We start from the raw sequence: 18,690 nt of genomic DNA, 5'->3' as shown, positions 1-18,690 counted from the left end.
ACCACACTTCCACTGCCAGACCGGCCCCGCCATGCCCTCTTTGCGCACCCTCACCGTGCTGCTTGCCGCCAGCCTTGCCGGCTGCGCGGTCGGCCCCGAGTACGCTCGCCCCGACGCCCCACTGCCGGACCGTTACCTGGCCCAGGACGCCGCCGAGCAGCGCAGTGCCGCTGCCCCGGTCGATCTGTCGCGCTGGTGGGCCGGCTTTGGCGACCCGGCCCTGGACCGGTATGTCACGGCGGCGCTGGCGCAGAACCTGGACCTGGCCCAGGCCGCCGCGCGCGTGACCCAGGCGCGCGCGGGGCTGGGCGCGGCCAACGCCGCCCTGCTGCCCTCTGGCAGCATCAATGGCCAGGCCACCCGCGCCTACCAGTCGCTGGAAACCCCGCTCGGGCAGGTGCTGCGCAACACCCCGGACTTCGACCGCTATGCCAGCGTCTACGAAGCCACTGCCAACGCCAGCTGGGAGATCGATGTCTTCGGCGGGCTGCGCCGTGGCCGCCAGGCGGCACTGGCCGATTACCAGGCCAGCGCTGCCGGGGCGGCCGCCACGCGGCTGGCGGTGGCGGCGCAAACCGCCGATACCTACATCAGCATCCGCGGCCTGCAGGCACGGCTGGCAGTGGCCCAGCGCCAGGTCGCCACCCAACAGCAGCTGCTCGCCATGGTGACGCTACTGCAGGGCAAGGGGCTGGCGGCCGACCTGCAGGTGCATCAGGCGCAGGGCGCGCTGACCCAGGCCCAGGCCGGCGTGCCCGCGCTGGAGACCGCGCTGACCGCAGCGATGAACGCCCTGGACGTGATGCTGGGCGCCACGCCCGGCACCCACCGGGCCGAGCTGGCGACCAGCACGCCGATCCCGACCGCCCCGCAGGTGACCGGCGCCGCCTCGCCGGGCGACCTGTTGCGGCGGCGGCCGGACCTGATCGTGGCCGAGCGCCGGCTGGCCGCAGCCAACGCGCGCATTGGCGTGGCCATGGCCGAGTACTACCCCAAATTCTCGCTGAGCGGGTTGATCGGCAGTGCCACCGCCATCTCCGGCGCCAACCTGTTCACCGGCGACGCCGCGCAATCGGCCGGCGTGCTTGGGCTGCGCTGGCGGCTGTTCGATTTCGGCCGCATCAATGCGCAGATCGCACAGGCCAAGGGCCAGGAGGCCGAACAGCTGGCCGCCTACCGGCTCGCCGTGCTGCGCGCCACCGAAGATGTGGAAAACGCGCTCACCGCGCTGGTCAAACGCGAGCAGCAGGCCACCGTGCTGGCACAAGGTGTGGACGCGCTGGGCAAGGCACGCGGCGCCTCCGCAGCAGCCTACGAGAAGGGTGTGGTCAGCCTGATCGAAGTCCTCAATGCCGACGACGCCTTGCTGCGCACCTCCGATGCGCAACTGCAGGCGCAGACCGAGGCGGCCCGCAGCGCGGTAGCCGCGTTCAAGGCGCTGGGCGGCGGCTGGGAGAGCACGCCCGCCACCGCAGTGGCGGTGCAGGGACCCGCGCAGCACTGAGGCTGCGCGTACGGTCACGGGCCGTGCAGGGCGATAGCGCTGCCGGTGCCTGCGGCTGTAGTTGCGTGCAGGCTGCAGCTGCAGCGTGACAGCGGAGCACGCGTTAGCGGCCGTGCTCCGTGCGCGGCGCAAAGGCGCCTGCTTGCAGCAGTTCAACAAACCAGCGCGCCTTTTTTAGCAGCACGTGCGAGCGCTTCAATCCGCGTGGAAACGCGCACCCTCATTGAACGCGCACTGATACGCCAGTACCGGGCCGCGCTGCTGCAGACCGGGCAGGTCGTACATGTAAGTGGTGAAACGCACGCTGCCATCCGGGCGCAGCTGATAACGCATGAACTGCTGGATCGGCTTGCCGTCGTTGGCCACGGTGAAGTGCGCGCCGGAGAAGGCCACGTTTCCGTCGTCGGTGATGCGATACGCATCGATATGGCGGCCGCCACGCGTACGGCTCACCGGCGTGCCCTCTTCCGGTGTGCAGCGGCTCAGGTCCGTGCTCACGCTGACGTCGTAGCCGGCTTCCAGTGCGGCAAGCACGTCGGTGCGGCTGTTGAGGGTTTCACTGGCGAAGGCGGGCAGTGCGCAAGCACACAGCGCGGCGATCGCGGCGATAGATGCGGGACGGGACATGGCAAGCTCCAGGCAGACAGGGGAATGAAGCGGCCTGGACTCTAGGCAATCCAGGGCCCACAACATGACCCAGTGCTGTCTGCAGCAGTGCAGTGCGCTACGCATCACGCGGCATGTTTGCGCTGTTTGGCGACGGCTGCGCAAAAGTGCGCAACCGATCCACATCGCCGGCTATACCCATGCGCGCAGAGGCTGTGCATGACGTTGCGAGCCTACTGATGAATGCGATGCCCACCCTTGCCGCATCGCACCGCTGTCAGCGGCCGCAACATTGATCCGCCTGACATCTCACTGCACGCGCGTGGCGGCAGCCGGTGCAACCCTACGGCCTTGCGTTGACCTCGCGCGGTGTGGCGTCGGGTTGCGGCTGTAACGCAGGCGTTGCGCCCTGCAGCAGACGCTCGGCCAACGCCCGCGTGGCCACACGCAATTCCGGCACCGCCGTGATTTCCCAATAGCGCCCGCGCAGCAGCGGCCCCACGCAATACAGCCCCGGCACCACCTGGCCGGCGCCATCGCGCACGCGCAGTTGCGCGTCGGTATCCACGCCCAGGCCAAGCGGATCGGCCCGCAGCAAGCCGGCTTCGCGCATGCCGGCGATCAAGGGGTCGCTGGTGCGGTCGATGTCGGTATCCAGCCCGGTGGCGCGCACCACCGCATCGAAACGGCGGGTCTGCGCATCGACCCCGCCGCGTGGACGGATCACCGCTTCCACACCGTCCGGCACCCAGCGCGCACGCAATAACCGCGCCGCCACCACCTGCAGCTGCCCGCTGTCTTGCAGCTGCGCCAGTTGATCGGCCGCGCCTGGTGCCACGCGGTGCCGCGCCACTTCCCAATACGGGCGCAAATGGCGCAAAAAGCGCGCACGTTGGCTTAGCTCCAAACGTTGCCAGAGCGGCTGCAGATGCGGGCGCAGCGCATCCACCACGCGCCGCCAATCGTCCACCACTACGCTCAGTTGGCGCACGCCACGCAACAGGGCACGCAGATCGGCATCCTTGATGGCCCGTTGCAGATGCGGCGGTAACTCCAATGCTGCACCTGGCTGGCGCAGATGCGCCTGCGGTGCCAGGCCGCGCCGCGAGATCGCCAGCAGGCGGCCGCGGTGGCCACGTGCGTGCAAGCTCAGCGCCACGTCCACCATGGTCAGGCCAGTGCCGACGATCAGCACGTCATCGTCGGGGGACAGCCGCGACAACGCATCGCCCTGCCATGGCCAGCCGATGTAGCGCGGGTGCACGCTCAAACGCGGCCCGATGCCGGCCAGCGCCTGCGGCTGCAACGCGCCCACCGCGAGCACCACCTGGTCGGTCTGGAACGCATCGCCATTGGCCAGGAACACACGAAAACCCCGCCGCGCGCGCTCCACCGCCACCGCTTCCTGCGACAACCGCACGATCGACGCCTGCGCCGCGCTGACAGCCGTATCCAGCTCGCTACGCAGATAGTCGCCATAGGCCAGCCGCGGCAGAAATTCCAGCCGTCCCGATTCGCCCAGGTGCAGCGTGTCGGCGAAAGCTGCCGGTGCCTGGGCATCGATGCCGAGGTCCTTGGCACGCACGTTGAGCAGATGCTCCGGCCGTGCGGCGCCATAGGCGATGCCGCTGCCGAAGGTCTCGGCCACACCCACCAGCGTGATGCGTACCTGCGCGTCAGCGCCCTGTGCCAATGCGCGCACCAGCGCACTGCCGCAGAAGCCGGCGCCGATGACGGTGATATGGGTTTCCATGTGCAGTTCCCGCTCGAAGACCTGCACGTTGTGCCCGCAGCGCTGCGGCGGTGTGTAAACAAATGGTTAGCGGCACGCATGCGATTGCGCATGAGCACATGCCGCATGGTGATGAGGATTGCGCTGCGCGGCTCACGCACGACGGGTTGCATTCAGATGACAGCGGGCACTGCCTGGGAAAGGTGCTGCGTCATGGCACGCCAATCGCAGTGCAACGCCGTGCTGCGCAGAATGACACCGCGCGGTTGCTGCCGGCCGCAGCGCCGTAAGTGCACAGTGGCTGGCATGGCGGTGATCGATAATGCGGCTTTACCAATGCGAGTGCCGCTATGTCCACACCTCCCCCACAACCGCAACGCGTGCTGATCGCCGGCGGCAGCCGCGGGATCGGGCTGGCGATTGCGCAGGCCTTTGTCCAAAGCGGCGCGCAGGTCTCGCTGTGCGCACGCAATCCCAACGGCCTGGCTGACGCCGCTGCCCAGCTCGCAGCGCACGGAGCGCCGGTGCATACGTTTGCCTGCGACCTGGCCGACGCCGCGCAGATCGAGCGCTATGTGCATGCCGCTGCACAGGCGTTGGGCGGCCTGGACGTGGTGGTCAACAACGCCTCCGGCTACGGGCACGGCAATGACGACGAAAGCTGGCAAGCCGGCCTGGATGTCGACCTGATGGCCGCGGTGCGTTGCAACCGCGCCGCGCTGCCGCATCTGCGCCAGAGTGGCGATGCGGTGATTCTCAACATCAGCTCGATCAACGGCCAGCGCCCCACCCCGCGCGCGATCGCCTATTCCACCGCAAAGGCTGCGCTCAACTACTACACCACCACGCTGGCCGCCGAGCTGGCACGCGACCGCATCCGCGTCAACGCGATCGCACCCGGCTCGATCGAATTCCCCGGCGGGCTCTGGCAACAACGCAGCCGCGACGAACCGGCGTTGTATGCACGCATCCGCGACAGCATTCCGTTCGGCGGCTTCGGGCAGGTGCAGCATGTTGCCGACGCCGCACTCTTCCTGGCATCGTCACAGGCACGCTGGATCACCGGGCAGGTGCTGGCAGTGGATGGCGGGCAGTCGCTGGGGGTGTGAGGCCGTGGTGTGTGGCTGCGTGTTTCGAGCCACGTGTGTTTGACGGCCTGGTAGGAGCGCGCTTGCGCGCGATGGAGCTTTGCCGGTAAAGCCCATCGCGCGCAAGCGCGCTCCTACGACGAGCGGGGTTCGCAATGCGGCGGATGGTGTGCAGCGTGATGTGTGGCGAGCCATTACGGCGTCGGCACGGGCTTGCGCGTACTTGCGCTGGAACTGCTCTGCACGAGAATTTGTAGGAGCGTGCTTGCGCGCGATGAGGCGTTACCGGTAACGCTTCATCGCGCGCGAGCGCGCTCCTACGGGTGCTGTCGCTGGCGCCGCCGCACGCTCAACCAACCAGCTCCGCGGCGCCAACGCTGTGCTCGCCGCGCGCCGGTGCCAGCGCGGCACTGACCATGGCGGCGGCGATGCGGTCTGCGGCGTTGATGCGCAAGCGGCGTGGCAGGAGGGGGCCCAGGGCGCCGAGCACCAGGCTGCCGAGGTGCTCGCCAGTGCGGCGTTCTTCGCGTTCGCCGCCGATCAGGCCTGGGCGCACGAAGGTCAGCGAAGGGAATCCCACGGCGCGCAGGTCGCGTTCCAGTTCGCCTTTGACGCGGTTGTAGAAGATCCGCGAATCGGCATTGGCGCCGGCTGCCGAGTTGAGCACGAACACTGAGGTGCCTTGCGCGCAGGCGGCGCGCGCGATCGCCATCGGGTAGTCATGGTCGATGCGATAAAACGCCTCGCGCGAGCCGGCCTGTTTCATGGTGCTGCCCAGCGCGCAGATGGCCGCTTCCATGTGCGGTGCGGTCCAGCTGTCCAGGCGTTCGAAGTCGATCACCTGGTTGCGCAGCTTGGGGTGGATCTGCGTCAACGGCCGGCGCGTGATCGCCACCACACCGGTGCAGCGCGCGTCGGCCAGCAATTGCTGCAGGACATGTTTCCCGACCAGACCGGTCGCCCCGGCCAATAACACGTCCATCAGTGCGCCCCCGCCATCAGCGGGCGCCTTCCGACACGATCCGGGCACTGCTGGCGATGCGGTCGCGCTCCACCGCCAGCAATGTGAGCGAATGCGCCGGTGCCTTCCATTCGCTGCCACCGGCAACCACGCGGCCACCGTGACGTGCGGTGTCCACCAGCACGCGCCAGTGTTCGTCGTGCATCGCCGGCAGCGTAAACGCGACGCTGGTGGGCGCGGCATTGATCAGCATCAACAGCGTCACATTGGCGGCGATCTCGCGCAAACCGGTGGTCGGCGAACGGCCATCCAGGCGCAGCATCAGCGCGCGGGCTTCGGGGTCGTGCCAGGCGGCTTCGTCCATCTCGTTGCCGTTGGGCGCCAGCCAGGTCAGGTCCTTCAAGCCCAGTGCTTCATCGAACTTGCCGTCGAAGAAGCGTGCGCGATGCAGCAACGGGTACCGCTGGCGGATGCGGATCAGGCGACGCACAAACGCGGCCTGGTCTGCGGCAGCGGCTTTGGTGGCCGCGGTCCAGTTGATCCAGGTCAGCTCGTTGTCCTGGCAGTACGCGTTGTTGTTGCCGTTCTGGCTATGCCCGAATTCGTCGCCGGCCAGCAGCATCGGCGTGCCTTGCGAGAGCAGCAAGGTGGCCAGCAGGTTGCGCATCTGTTGCCGCCGCAGCTGCTTGATGGCGGGGTTGTCGGTCTCGCCTTCGGCGCCGTAGTTGGCGGAGATATTGTGATCGCTGCCATCGCGGCCGTCTTCGCCGTTGGCAAGGTTGTGCTTGCCTTCGTAGCTGACCAGATCGCGCAGGGTGAAGCCGTCATGCGCGGTGACGAAATTCACCGACGCGGTGGGGCGGCGGCCGCTGTGGTTGAACAGGTCTGCCGACCCGGTGAGGCGCGTGGCCAGTTCTGCCAGCTGGCCGCCATCGCCACGCCAGAACGCACGCACGTTATCGCGGAATTTGTCGTTCCACTCCACCCAGCCTGGCGGGAAGTTGCCCACTTGATAACCGCCGGGGCCGATGTCCCATGGCTCGGCGATCAGCTTGGTCTGGCTGAGCACCGGATCCTGGCGCACGGCATCCAGGAAGCTGCCCGAGGGATCGAACCCATACCGCTCGCGGCCGAGGATGCTGGCCAGGTCGAAGCGGAACCCGTCGACATGCATTTCCTGCACCCAGTAACGCAGCGAGTCCATCACCATGCGCAGCGCGCCGACATTGGTGAGGTCGAAGGTGTTTCCGGTGCCGGTGTCGTTGATGTAGAAACGGCGATCGTCGGCCAGGCGGTAATAGCTGGCGTTGTCGATGCCCTTGAACGACAGCGTCGGCCCGAGCTCGTTGCCTTCGGCGGTGTGGTTGTAGACCACGTCCAGCAGCACTTCGAGCCCGGCGTGATGCAGCCGCGCCACCATCTGCTTGAACTCGGCCACCGTGCGCGTGGACATGTAACGGCCCTGCGGCGCGAAAAAGCCCAGCGTGTTGTAGCCCCAGTAATTGCGCAGGCCTTTTTCCAGCAGGTACTGGTCATCGACAAAGGCGTGCACGGGCAGCAATTCGACCGCAGTGACGCCGAGTGAACTGATGTGGTCGATCAACTCGTCGGTCTTCAGTGCCGAGAACGTGCCGCGGTTTTCCGGCGGCACGGCCGGGTGCAGCATGCTCAGGCCGCGCACGTGCGCCTCGTAGATCACCGTGCGGTTCCACGGGGTCTGCGGCGGGCGGTCCTGGCCCCAGGTAAAGGCCGGGTCGATCACTGCGGATTTGGGCATGAACGCAGCACTGTCGCGACGATCGAAGCTCAGGTCCTTGTCGCGATGCCCGATGGTGTAACCGAACAGGTGCGGCGCCCATTTGAGTTCGCCCACGATCTGCTTGGCATATGGGTCCAGCAGCAATTTATTGTGGTTGAAGCGGTGCCCGGCATCGGGTGCGTACGGGCCATGCACGCGGTAGCCGTAGAGCTGGCCCGGGCGCGCGTCGGGCAGGTAACCGTGCCAGACCTCGTCGGTGTATTCGGGTAGCGGAATGCGTTCCTGCTCGCGGCCACGCTCATCGAACAGGCACAGCTCCACGCGGGTGGCATTGCGCGAATACAGCGCGAAATTGACGCCCAGGCCATCCCAGGTGGCACCGAGTGGATTGGGACGGCCTTCGCGAATGCGCGAGCGCTGGGTGAACTTGCGAGTGGCCATCGGTGACTCCTTAGAACGCGGTGAACGAATACGGGAACGCGATTACGACGATGCAACGATACGCGGGCCGGCCGGCGCGGCGGCGCCCTGCTCGGCGGCGCGAATTTCTGCCTCGACCAGGCGCTCGGCCATGGCCCAGTGGCGGTCGGCATGCCCGTCCGGGCGGCCTTCGGCCTCCCATATTTCCTGTGCCAGCTGACGGAGGCGTGCCTGGCGCTGCGTGTCGTTCATCGTGTTTCCTCTGAGGGGGTCAGCAACACTGCCACCGGGGAGCGTGCAAATAGCGTGGACAGCGCAAGACGCCCGCGCTGGGGCTGCAGTGTGCTGCCATCGAGCACATTGCGATACGTCCCATCCGGCAGGGCCAGCGCCGCGTTGCCCCATTCCGCCGGCGGCACCAGCAGCGGCAGCTCGCCAGATGCCTGCTCACCGGCACCCAGCCGGGTGACGGCCACGATCAACACTTGGCCACGATGCTGACGGCGGAAGGCGATCACTTGCGCCTGCGTGCCGGTGGCTACGTTCAAGGGCTGGTAGTCGCCTTGCGCGAACAGCGCCGGATGCGCGGCGCGCAGTTGCAGCAGCACCGCGGTGAGGCGCGCCTTGACCGCGCCATCGCGCCAGCTGCGCAGCAGCGCATGCCAGTCGCGGCGCAGCGTCAGCCATTGCTGGCGTTGGGCGTAGTCCACCGGCCGGCGGTTGTCCGGGTCCACCAGCGACAGATCCCAGCCTTCGGTGCCCTGGTAGAGATCGGGCACGCCGGGCACGGTGAGGCGCAGCGTGGTCTGCGCCAACGCATTGCGCGCACCGGCAGCGGCGATGTGGTTGCTGGCGCGCAACAGCGCGCGGCGCAGCGGCAGGCCGGCGCGGCTGCACAGCACCTGCTCCACGGTGGCCTGCACGGCCTGTTCGTAATCGGGCGAGCCATCGGTCCAGCTGGTGTGCAGCTTGGCTTCGCGCACGGCCTTGAGCAGCCACTGCGCCACGCGCTCGGCAAACGCGGCCAGCGGCTCGGCCTGGTCGGCGCCCAGCCCGATCGGCCAGGCGGCCACCAGGGTCTGCCACAGCATCTGCTGGTCGCCGCCGGCCAGCGCCGGTGCCTCCAGCGATTCGGTCAGCGCATCGAACTGCGTGCTCTGCTCCACCCACCAGCGCGGTTGTTCGGACAACACCGCCATGCGCATGCGCAAGTCTTCGCCGCGCTTGTGGTCATGCGTGGCGGTGGCCAGCAGCGCGCGCGGGTAGTGCTTGGCGCGTTCCTGGTTCTGCGTGTGGAACTGCGCGATGTCATTGGCGAAATGGGTCGGATGGCTGCCGACCTCGTTGCGCGACAACAACACGCCATGGCGGTAAAACGCGGTGTCTTCCACAGCCTTGGCATTGAGCGGGGCCGACAACTGCTCCACCCGGCGGCGCAGGATGCGGCGCAGCGCAATCTGCGCGCGGTCGGCGCCGTTGTCGTCGAGCAGCCAGCGCTCAATGGCATCCACCGCCGCCACGATCGCCTCGGGCATGCCCTGGCGCGCGCGCGCGGCGGTGCTGCGCAGGCGCTCCGCATCGGCACCGCTCAGGCCCTTGGCGCCAGCATAGGTGCGGTACACCGGGAACCAGCGCAGCAACACGCACAGCCCACGTGCCAGCATCTGCGGGCTGAACTCACGCGTGGGCGGATCCAGCCGCGCCAGGGCCGACAACGCACCCACCGCGCGATTGAACTCGGTCTGCAGCGAGCCGCGCAGCATCTCATCGCGTGCGGTGCGTTCTTCCTGCGCAAAGTCGCCACTGCGCCCGCTCACCTTCTGCCAGGCGCGCGCCAGCGGCTTGAAGCCGGCCGCGTCGTGCAGCACGCCGCCCACCTGGTCCATGAAGTCGTAGCCGGTGGTGCCGTCGCACGGCCAGTCGGCCGGCAGGTGCTCGCCGGGGGCGAGGATCTTTTCCAGGTACAGACCCAGACTGCCGGGCTTGAGCCCGCGCTGGCGGCCGGCCGCATCCAGCCGGCTGCGCAGCTTGCGCACATAGCCGGTGGGATCGGTGAGGCCATCGACATGGTCGATGCGCAGGCCATCCAGATGGCCTTCGGCCACCAGCCGCAGCGGCAGCGCATGCACCGCGTCGAACACTGCCGGCAGCTCCACCCGCAGCGCCACCAGCGAGGTGATGTCGAAGAAGCGGCGGTAGTTGAGCATGTCGTTGCCCACGCGCCACCAGTTCAGGCGGTAGGGCTGGCGTTCGATCAACTTGTGCAGACGGCCGTCGCCGCGCTTGGCACCATCGTTGTAGTCACGAAGCCACTGCGCGCGCGCCGAGGCTTCCGGCACGTCGAGGGTCTGCGGACGGATCGGGTAGCGCTGGTCGTAATGCGCCAGCGCGGGCGTGCCATCGTCATCCAGCACCAGTGTGATCAGGCCGTCGGCCAATGCGTTGGCATAGGGCCGGTCGAGCACCGCCAGCCACAGCTTGCCGTCGCGCCCCGGGGCGCGCCAATCGATGTCGAACCAGTCGGCGTGCTTGGCGCTGCGGCCGTTGCGCAAGACGTCCCACCACCACGCGTTCTGCGCGTGCGTGGCCATGTGGTTGGGCACGATGTCGGCGATCAGGCCCATGTCGTGCGCGCGTGCGGCCTGTGACAGCGCCACCAGAGCGTCTTCGCCACCGAGCTCCGGGTTGACCACCGTGGGGTCGATGTTGTCGTAGCCGTGCGTGGAGCCCGGCACCGCGGTGCCGATCGGCGACAGATACAGATGGCTGATGCCCAGCCCGGCGTAGTACGGCACTTGCGCAAGCGCATCGTGCAAAGTGAAACCGGCATGCAGCTGCAGGCGGGCGGTGGCGCGAAGGGGAATCATGGATGCGGTTCCGAAACGGCCGAGACGCGGCGCGCCTCGGCAAAACCCTGCAGCGCGGCGGTCAGCTGCGCCTGGGGCAAGGGGTCGGGCAGGCGTCGGCGCCAATTGGGATGGACCTCGACGGTGCCCGGCAGATTGGGTTGTTCGTCCAGCGCCAGCGCGTCTTCCACCGGCAGCAGGGCCAGCGGCGACACGCTGCTGGCGGTGAAGCGCAACGCATCCAGCAACGGCGCATCGCTACCCAGGCCGGCGTCGGCCACGGCCGCGTCCAGGCGCGAAGCGTCACGCATGCGAGTCTGGTGGTCGGCCTGCGCCTGCGCGGGCTGGATCAGCTCGAGCTTGCGACGCCAGTCGATGTCGCGGCCGGCGCGCCAGCCGGTCAGGGTGGGCAGGTCATGGGTGGTGGTGGTGGCCACCGCGTCCGCACGCCACAGCGCCGGCGGCACGAAGGCACCCTCCTGGTCGCGGGTGAACATCAGCACGTCGATGCCCATCACGCCGCGACGCGAGAGCTCTTCGCGGATGCCCGGCGGTACCACGCCCAGGTCTTCGCCAATCACGATGGCGCGATGCCGCCAGGATTCCAGCGCAAGCAGATTGAGCAGGTCCTGCAGCGGATACGCCAGGTAGGCGCCATCGCCGGAGCTGGCACCATCGGGCACCACCCACAGCCGCAGCAGGCCCAGGATGTGATCGATGCGGATGCCGCCGCGGTCGCGCAGCACCGCACGCAGCAGCGCGATATACGGCGCAAACCCACTACGACGCAGCGCGGTGGGCGAGTACGCACCGATGCCCCAATGCTGGCCATCGGCATTGAAGGCGTCCGGCGGCGCGCCCAGCACCAGCCCGCGCAGTACGGTGTCGGCCGCGGCGGCGGCTTCGGCACCGTTCGGATCAAAGCCCACCGCCAGATCGGCGATCAGGCCGATCCGCATGCCGCGCTCGTGCGCTTCGCGTTGCACGTCGGCCCAGCTGCGGGCGGCCAGCCATTGGGTGAACACATGCAGGTGCGCATCGCCATCGCCGAAGTCGCGCGCGGCGAAGTGCGCAAATGCCTCCAGTGCCGCACCACCCTGGGCGCGAAAGGCGGCCAGCTCCGGGTGGTCCGGCGTCACCTGCGTGGACAGCTGGCGTAGCAGTTCCCACTTGGCAGCGGCCGAGGCCGGCCAGTCGATCAATGCGGTGCCATGCAGCCCGTCCAGGCGCTCGCGCAGGCCGGGCACGGCAGCAATCGCCGTGTGCACGGCATCGCCCAGCACGCGCACCGGTGCGGCGTGCAAGGGGTCCAGGAACCGCCGGTCGCTGGGCGAATACGGGCTGTAGCCGCCAGTGATCGGGCGCGAGGCATGCACCGGGCTCAGCGCCAACGCATCGGCATTGGCGCCGGCGGCCTGCCGCACCCACTCCATGGCTCCGGCCGCATCGCCAATGCCGCCATCGTCGGCGCTGCGGGCCGAATACACCTGCAGCGCCATGCCCCACGCACGCGGCGCCGGCTGGCCACAGGCGTCGGCCACGCTGAAGCAACGCTGCGGCGCCACGGCTACCTGTTGGGTTGTGGTGCCCAACTCCAGCGTCCAGTAGCCAAAGCGCGCCGGCGCCAGCAGCCGGCCTTGCGCATCGGCACGCGCGGCCTCGCTGCTGCCGTCTTCGGCCTGCCAGCGTCCCTGTGCGTTGGGCGCAACCTGCAACGGCAAGGGCTCGCCCACCTTCACGGTCACCAGCGGCGCCGGCTCGGCGGCAGTGGCGCGGATGCGCTGCAGGCTGTCGGCGCGCTGCGCGGCGTTGGCAGCGGGCAGTTCCAGCGCGGTGAGCACGGCATGGATCGACTCCGGCGCCACCTGGCGCGGCTGGTCGCTGGCGTCTACCCAATCCACCATCACCCCGGCCGCGGCGGCCAGGGCATGCAGTTCCTGCGTACTCATGCGTGTTCCTCGTACCAGGCGATGAAGCTGTCGGTGGGCAGCGTCTGCGCATCGGCCGCGACGTTTTCGGCATGCGCCACACGGCCGCGCAGCGGCGGCAACGGCACCGCCTCGGTGCCGACATTGAAGGCGATATGCCACAGCCCGCCCGGCAACTCCCAGGTGGCGGTGACTGCACCATCGGCCAGCACGCTGGCACGCAGCGCGCGCGCCTGCGCCAGGCCGGGCACCAGCCACTGCCGGCGCACGCCCAGCAGCGCCTGGAACCAGGCCGCCCACTGCGCGCCGTCGCCGTGCGCGGCGTCTTCGATCGGCGCGCGCGAGGCAGCAAAGGTGGCATGGCTGTTGGGGTCGGGAATGGTTTCGCGCTTGGCCGGGTCGGCGAATGCGGCAAAGTGCGCAAACTCGCGGCGGCGGCCTTCGCGCACCGCATCGTCGAGCGGCGGGCCGAAGTCGGTGAAGAACAGGAACGGCTGCGTTGCGCCCCACGGCTCGCCCATGAAGAACAGCGGGATCATCGGCGTCAATGCGGTCAGCGCCAGCGCCGCACGCAACCGTTGCGGCGACACCAGCACGCTCAGCCGCTCACCGCAGGCGCGGTTGCCGATCTGGTCGTGGTTCTGCGCAAAGATCACGAACTTATGCGGCGGCAGCGCCCCGCTCGGCTCGCCACGCACATGCCCGCGCGGATCGGGCTGGCCCTGATAGGCGAAGCCTTCGCCAAGCACGCGCGCCAGATGCTGGGTGGGCTGGTCGGCAAACGCGGCGTAATAGCCCTCTTCCTCACCGGTCAGCAGCACGTGCAGCGCGTTGTGGAAATCGTCGTCCCATTGCGCGGTGTAGCCACGGTCCAGTTGCGAGGCCTGGTTGGCTTCGTTTTCCAGCACCAGATGCACGTGCCGCCCGGCCGGCAGGCTGGCCTCGATGGTCTCGCGCAAAGTATCCAGGAACGCATTGGGCGTGATCGCATGCACCGCATCCAGGCGCAGCCCATCGAAGCCGTATTCGTGCAGCCACATCAGCGCGTTGTCGAGGAAATAGCGCTGCACCGGCGGCTTGCGGAAATCGATCGCTGCGCCCCACGGCGTGGGCTTGTCTTCGTTGAAGAACGCCGAGGCGTAACTGCCCAGGTAATTACCGTCCGGGCCGAAGTGGTTGTAGACCACATCCAGCAACACCATCAGGCCATGGCCGTGTGCGGCGTCGATCAGTGCCTTGAGCTCGTCCGGCGTGCCGTAGGCCTCGGCCGGCGCATACGGCAGCACGCCGTCGTAGCCCCAGTTGTGCGCACCGGGAAATGCGCTCAGCGGCATCAGCTCGATCGCGGTGATGCCCATTGCCGCCAGCTGCGGCAGCTGCACCTGCACACCGGCGTAGCCGCCGCAGGCACCGACGTGCAGTTCGTAGATCACCGCCTCGTCCCACGGCCGACCCTGCCACTGCGTGTGCGTCCAGTGGTAGCCGTCAACGCGCTGCACCGCACTGGAGCCGTGCACGCCATCGGGCTGCCAGCGCGAGGCCGGGTCCGGCACCGGCGTCTGGCCATCCACGCGGTAGCGGTAGCGCGCATCCAGTGCGCAGGCCACCACACCACTGAAAAACCCATCGTCCTGCCGCTGCAGCGCGGCACGCTCGCCGCTGTCGAAGATCACTTCCACGGTGTGGGCATCGGGCGCCCAGAGCGCAAAGCGCACCTGCCCGTCGCCCGCCGGCCATGCACCCCAGGCGGGCGTGGTCACATTGCGCTCGATCATGTCATTTCTCCGCTTGCAGGTAGATCGTGGCCAGCGGCGGCAGCGTCAGGCGCAGGCTTTGCGCGTGGCCATGCATCCCGGTCGGTTCGGTCAGCAGACGACCGCCATTGCCAAGATTGCTGCCGCCGTAATGGGCACTGTCGGTATTGAGGATTTCGCGCCAGCCGCCGGCACGCGGCACGCCGACGCGGTAGTCGTGATGCGGCTGCGGGGTGAGGTTGCTCACCGCCAGCAGCGGCGCGCCGCCGTCGGGGTCGTGGCGAATGAAGGCCAGCACGCTGTTGCGCGCATCGTCGGCCACGCTCCACTCGAAGCCATCGGCACGGTGGTTGCCGCGGTACAACGCAGGCACGCGGCGCAAGGCGCGATTGAGATCGCGCACCAGCTGTTGCATGCCGCGATGCGGCGCATGATCGAGCAGGTGCCAGTCCAGCGAGCGGTCGTGGTTCCAGTCCGCCCACTGGCCGAATTCGGTGCCCATGAACAGCAACTTGTCGCCCGGGTGCGCCCACATCAGCGCCAGGTAGGCGCGCAGGTTGGCAAAGCGGCGCCAGTCGTCGCCGGGCATCTGGCCAAGCAGGCCGCCGGTGCCGTGCACCACTTCGTCATGCGACAGCGGCAGCACGAAGCGTTCGGAAAACGCATACACCAGCCCGAAGGTCAGCTGGCTATGGTGCTGGGCGCGCGCGGCCGGGTCGCGCTGCATGTAGTGCAGCGTGTCGTGCATCCAGCCCATGTTCCACTTATGCGTAAAGCCCAGCCCGCCTTCGCTGATCGGCGCGGTCACGCCCGGCCAGGCGGTGGATTCCTCGGCAATGGTCAGCACGCCGGGAAACTGGCTGGCGATCTCGCTGGTGAGCTGGCGCAGGAACGCCACCGCCTCCAGGTTCTCGCGCCCGCCATGGGCGTTGGGCACCCACTCGCCCTCGGCACGGCCGTAGTCGCGGTAGAGCATCGAGGCCACCGCATCCACGCGCAGGCCATCGAGGTGGTAATGCGCAACCCACTCCATCGCACTGCCGAGCAGGTACGCGGTGACCTCGGGCCGGCCATAGTTGTAGATCAGCGTATTCCAGTCGCGATGCATGCCCTCGCGCGGGTCGGCGTGCTCGTAGGTGGCACTGCCGTCGAACTGGCTCAGCCCATGCGCATCATCGGGGAAGTGCGCGCTGACCCAGTCCAGGATCACGCCGATGCCGGCGCGGTGGCAGGCATCGACAAACTGGGCAAACCCGTCCGGGCTGCCGTGCCGTGCAGTGGGCGCGTACAAGCCCAGCGGCTGATAGCCCCACGAGCCGCCGAACGGGTGCTCGGTGATCGGCAGCAGTTCGATATGGGTGAAGCCCAGCTCCTGCACGTACGGGATCAACTGCGCCGCCAGCGACACCCAGTCCAGCGGCTGGTCGTGGCCGTCGCGGCGCCAGGAGGCGGCGTGCACTTCATAGATCGACAGCGGCGCCGGCTCGGCAGCGGCGCTGCGGCGTGCCATCCACTCGGCATCGGTCCAGGCAAACGCATCCGCACTGGCCACCACCGAGGCGGTGGCCGGTGGCAACTCGCTCTGGCGGGCCACCGGGTCGGCCTTGAGCAAGACCCGGCCATCGGCGGTGGTGATGGCGTACTTGTAGCGCGCGCCGGTCTCCACGCGTGGCAGCACCAGCTCCCAGATGCCGCCGCTGCGCTGGCGCATCGGGTGGCGGCGCGGCTCCCAGCCGTTGAAGTCGCCTACCACTGCCACGCGCTGGGCATGCGGCGCCCACACTGCGAAGCGCACCGCGGGCACCTCGCCAACCTGCACATGCCGCGCGCCCAGGTTGGCGCGCAGCGCCTGGCCATCGCCGGCAGCAATCTGCAGCAACGCCGATTCATCGATCTGCGACGCAAACGCGTACGGGTCTTCGATCTCCTGCACCACGTCCGGCCAGACGATGCGCAGGCGATACGGGGCCTCTGCCGCCAGTTCGCCTTCGAAGACACCATCGATCGCGCTGGCCTGCATGCGGGCCAGCAACTTGCCGCGGCCATCGATCATCCCCAAGGCCTCGGCGCCGGGCGCCAGGACCCGCACACGCAAGCGGCCATCGGCCTGCACGTGCGGCCCCAACACCGCAAAGGCGTCGCCGGGGAGCCCGGCGGCGATCACCTGCAGGTCCTGCAGCGCTACGGCGCTTCCTCCGCCGCCTTCCGCCATGTCCTGCTCCGCGTCCCGGCCGTGCACGCCCAACCGTTCGCTCATGACACCGTCGCAACAGCGGGTGCGGTTGCAGCGGTGCGCTCGTATAGCGAGATGTATTTCTTGCCCGCCACATCCCACCCGCTGGGCCGCAGCATCGCGGCGCGGCGCATCGCCGACAGCAGGCTGGGCAGGCGGAAGGTGCGGAAGGCACGCTCCAGGCAGCGCCGCAGCGCTTCGGCGCTGGCCTGCTGGAACAGGAACCCGGTGACACCGTCGTCCACGGTGTCGATCAGCCCGCCGGTGGCATGCGCGATCGGCAGGCAGCCAAAGCGCTGTGCGTACATCTGGCTCAGGCCGCACGGCTCGAAGCGCGAGGGCATCAGCAGGAAGTCGGCGCCGGCGAACATGCGCCGCGCCAAGCCTTCCTCGAAACCGATGAACGCACCGACCTGGCCGGGATAACGCCGGGTCAGCTCGGCCACCTGTTGTTCGATCTCCGGCTCGCCGCCGCCGATCACCGCGATCTGGCCGCCAGCGGCCACAATCTGCGGGGCGACCTCGCAGATCAGGTCCAGGCCCTTCTGGTGCACCAGGCGCGACACCACCGCGAACAGCGGGCCGGTGCTCTCGCGCAGACCGAAGGCCTTGCGCACCTGCGCGGCGTTGGCCTGGCGGCCCTGCCAGTGGTTCACGCTGAAATGGCTGTCCAGGTATTCGTCGGTGCGTGGGTCCCAGCTGGCGTCGATGCCGTTGACGATGCCGCTCAGCGCGCCCTTGGCGGCGCGGCCGGCCAGCAGGCGGTCCAGCCCGCAGCCCTGCGCCGGGCCGGTGATCTGCTGCGCGTAGCTGACGCTCACCGTGTTGACGTGGTCGGCATGCACGATGCCGCCGCGCAGGAATGACATCTGCCCGTAGAACTCCAGCTCCGAGACGCGCTCGGCCGGGATGCCCAGTGCGGCGGCCATCGAATACGGCACCAGGCCCTGGTAGGCCAGGTTATGGATGGTCAGCAGGCACGGCGTGGTGCCGCCGGACCAGCGCACGTAGGCGGCAGCCAGCGCGCACGGCCAGTCGTTGAGATGCAGCAGGCGCGGCCGCCAGCCCAGTCCGGCACGGCCGGCGGCGATCTGCGCGGCAGCGTGCGACAAGGTGGCAAAGCGGATTGCGTTGTCTTCGAACTCCGAACCGCTGGTGCTCACATACGGCGAGCCATCGCGTTCGAACAGTTCCTTGGACAGCAGGATGTAGATCGGCAGGCCGTCCGACTGCACGATGCGGCCGATGTCGCAGGCCGGCAGCGCGGCATGCGCCAGCACACGGCCCACGATCTCCACCTTGCCCGCGCGCGCCAGCACCGCGCGGTAGCCGGGGATCAACACGCGTACGTCGTAGCGATGGCGCAATGCGCGCGGCAGTGCCGCCGCCACATCACCCAGGCCGCCGGCCTTGATGAAGTCCGCCATCTCCGACACCACGAACAAGGCACCGCGCGTATCGGCCAGTGCAACCGGCAGACGCTCGTGGTGACGGATGAAACGGCCGCGCGCATCACGCGGCCGCACGCTCTTCTTGAGCGAAGTCGGGATCATCGTGCTGCGCTCTAGGCGTGCGGTAGTGGCGTGAAGCGGCATCATGGCAACCATCTAAACGTCCGTCGTAAAGTGGGTGGAGACGGAAAAACAGAGAAGCAAAAACCATCGCCTGCCTGCGTGGCCAGACGACTTGCAACGAAGAGAGGAGCGGGGCCAACGCGCGTACTCCACGTCGTCCTTGCCAGTGAATCTACACCCCGTCTAAATAAAAGATGCGTGAACACGTGCTGACTTTTCCAAGACAGCACACATTCCCTTGCAGTGGTTCTGCTGCGGCATTCGGCATAAGCGTGAGATTGCAGT

Annotated in this window: 12 protein-coding genes; 2 read left to right on the top strand and 10 right to left on the bottom strand. The window is 68.4% G+C overall.

Features of this window, described 5'->3' with window-relative positions:
• The first annotated feature begins 31 nt into the window (after positions 1-31).
• Positions 32-1,504 carry an efflux transporter outer membrane subunit gene (locus QRM60_RS08330; RefSeq protein ID WP_285445961.1) on the top strand — a complete coding sequence of 491 codons (1,473 nt, stop codon included), beginning with the start codon at positions 32-34 and terminating at the stop codon, positions 1,502-1,504.
• 195 nt (positions 1,505-1,699) lie between these two features.
• Here QRM60_RS08330 and QRM60_RS08325 read toward each other — a convergent pair whose 3' ends face one another.
• Positions 1,700-2,131 carry a VirK family protein gene (locus QRM60_RS08325; protein ID WP_285445960.1) on the bottom strand — a complete coding sequence of 144 codons (432 nt, stop codon included), beginning with the start codon at positions 2,129-2,131 and terminating at the stop codon, positions 1,700-1,702.
• A gap of 322 nt (positions 2,132-2,453) precedes the next feature.
• Positions 2,454-3,863 carry an FAD/NAD(P)-binding protein gene (locus tag QRM60_RS08320; RefSeq protein ID WP_285445959.1) on the bottom strand — a complete coding sequence of 470 codons (1,410 nt, stop codon included), beginning with the start codon at positions 3,861-3,863 and terminating at the stop codon, positions 2,454-2,456.
• Positions 3,864-4,192: 329 nt separating this feature from the next.
• Between QRM60_RS08320 and QRM60_RS08315 the strand changes: the two genes are divergently transcribed.
• Positions 4,193-4,951: an SDR family NAD(P)-dependent oxidoreductase gene (locus tag QRM60_RS08315; RefSeq protein WP_285445958.1), complete on the top strand. Its 759-nt coding sequence runs from the start codon at positions 4,193-4,195 to the stop codon at positions 4,949-4,951.
• A gap of 328 nt (positions 4,952-5,279) precedes the next feature.
• Here the strand turns inward: QRM60_RS08315 and QRM60_RS08310 are convergent, their stop codons facing one another.
• Genes QRM60_RS08310 through glgA form a run of 8 tightly spaced genes read right to left on the bottom strand, consistent with a single transcriptional unit; the run spans position 5,280 to position 18,438 of the window.
• A complete protein-coding gene (locus tag QRM60_RS08310) occupies positions 5,280-5,912 on the bottom strand; it encodes an NAD(P)H-binding protein (RefSeq protein ID WP_285445957.1) in 633 nt (210 codons plus the stop codon).
• Between the two features lie 16 nt (positions 5,913-5,928).
• Positions 5,929-8,091, bottom strand: a complete 2,163-nt coding sequence (gene glgX, locus QRM60_RS08305; RefSeq protein ID WP_285445956.1) for a glycogen debranching protein GlgX — start codon at positions 8,089-8,091, stop codon at positions 5,929-5,931.
• A 42-nt stretch (positions 8,092-8,133) separates the two neighbouring features.
• Positions 8,134-8,322: a DUF2934 domain-containing protein gene (locus QRM60_RS08300; RefSeq protein WP_011035666.1), complete on the bottom strand. Its 189-nt coding sequence runs from the start codon at positions 8,320-8,322 to the stop codon at positions 8,134-8,136.
• Complete coding sequence (gene treY, locus QRM60_RS08295; protein ID WP_285445955.1) at positions 8,319-10,937, bottom strand: malto-oligosyltrehalose synthase; 2,619 nt, start codon at positions 10,935-10,937, stop codon at positions 8,319-8,321. The genes QRM60_RS08300 and treY overlap by 4 nt, the downstream gene beginning before the upstream one ends.
• Positions 10,934-12,865, bottom strand: a complete 1,932-nt coding sequence (malQ, locus tag QRM60_RS08290) for a 4-alpha-glucanotransferase (RefSeq protein WP_285445954.1) — start codon at positions 12,863-12,865, stop codon at positions 10,934-10,936. The genes treY and malQ overlap by 4 nt, the downstream gene beginning before the upstream one ends.
• On the bottom strand, positions 12,862-14,619 hold the full coding sequence (gene treZ, locus QRM60_RS08285) for a malto-oligosyltrehalose trehalohydrolase (protein ID WP_285445953.1): 1,758 nt from the start codon (positions 14,617-14,619) through the stop codon (positions 12,862-12,864). Before treZ ends, malQ begins: the two co-directional genes overlap by 4 nt.
• Position 14,620: 1 nt before the next feature.
• Positions 14,621-16,855, bottom strand: coding sequence for a 1,4-alpha-glucan branching enzyme (locus QRM60_RS08280; RefSeq protein WP_285445952.1), 2,235 nt, complete (start codon positions 16,853-16,855; stop codon positions 14,621-14,623).
• Positions 16,852-18,438 (bottom strand): glycogen synthase GlgA, encoded by a 1,587-nt coding sequence (glgA, locus tag QRM60_RS08275; protein WP_012437158.1) that lies wholly within the window; start codon positions 18,436-18,438, stop codon positions 16,852-16,854. Before glgA ends, QRM60_RS08280 begins: the two co-directional genes overlap by 4 nt.
• Positions 18,439-18,690: the final 252 nt, after the last annotated feature.

The sequence above is a fragment of the Xanthomonas sp. fls2-241-TYG-148 genome, assembly GCF_030208815.1.
GTDB lineage: Bacteria > Pseudomonadota > Gammaproteobacteria > Xanthomonadales > Xanthomonadaceae > Xanthomonas > Xanthomonas campestris.
Note: the sequence above shows the minus strand (reverse complement) of the source record. Positions and strands in the feature narration are given on the sequence as shown.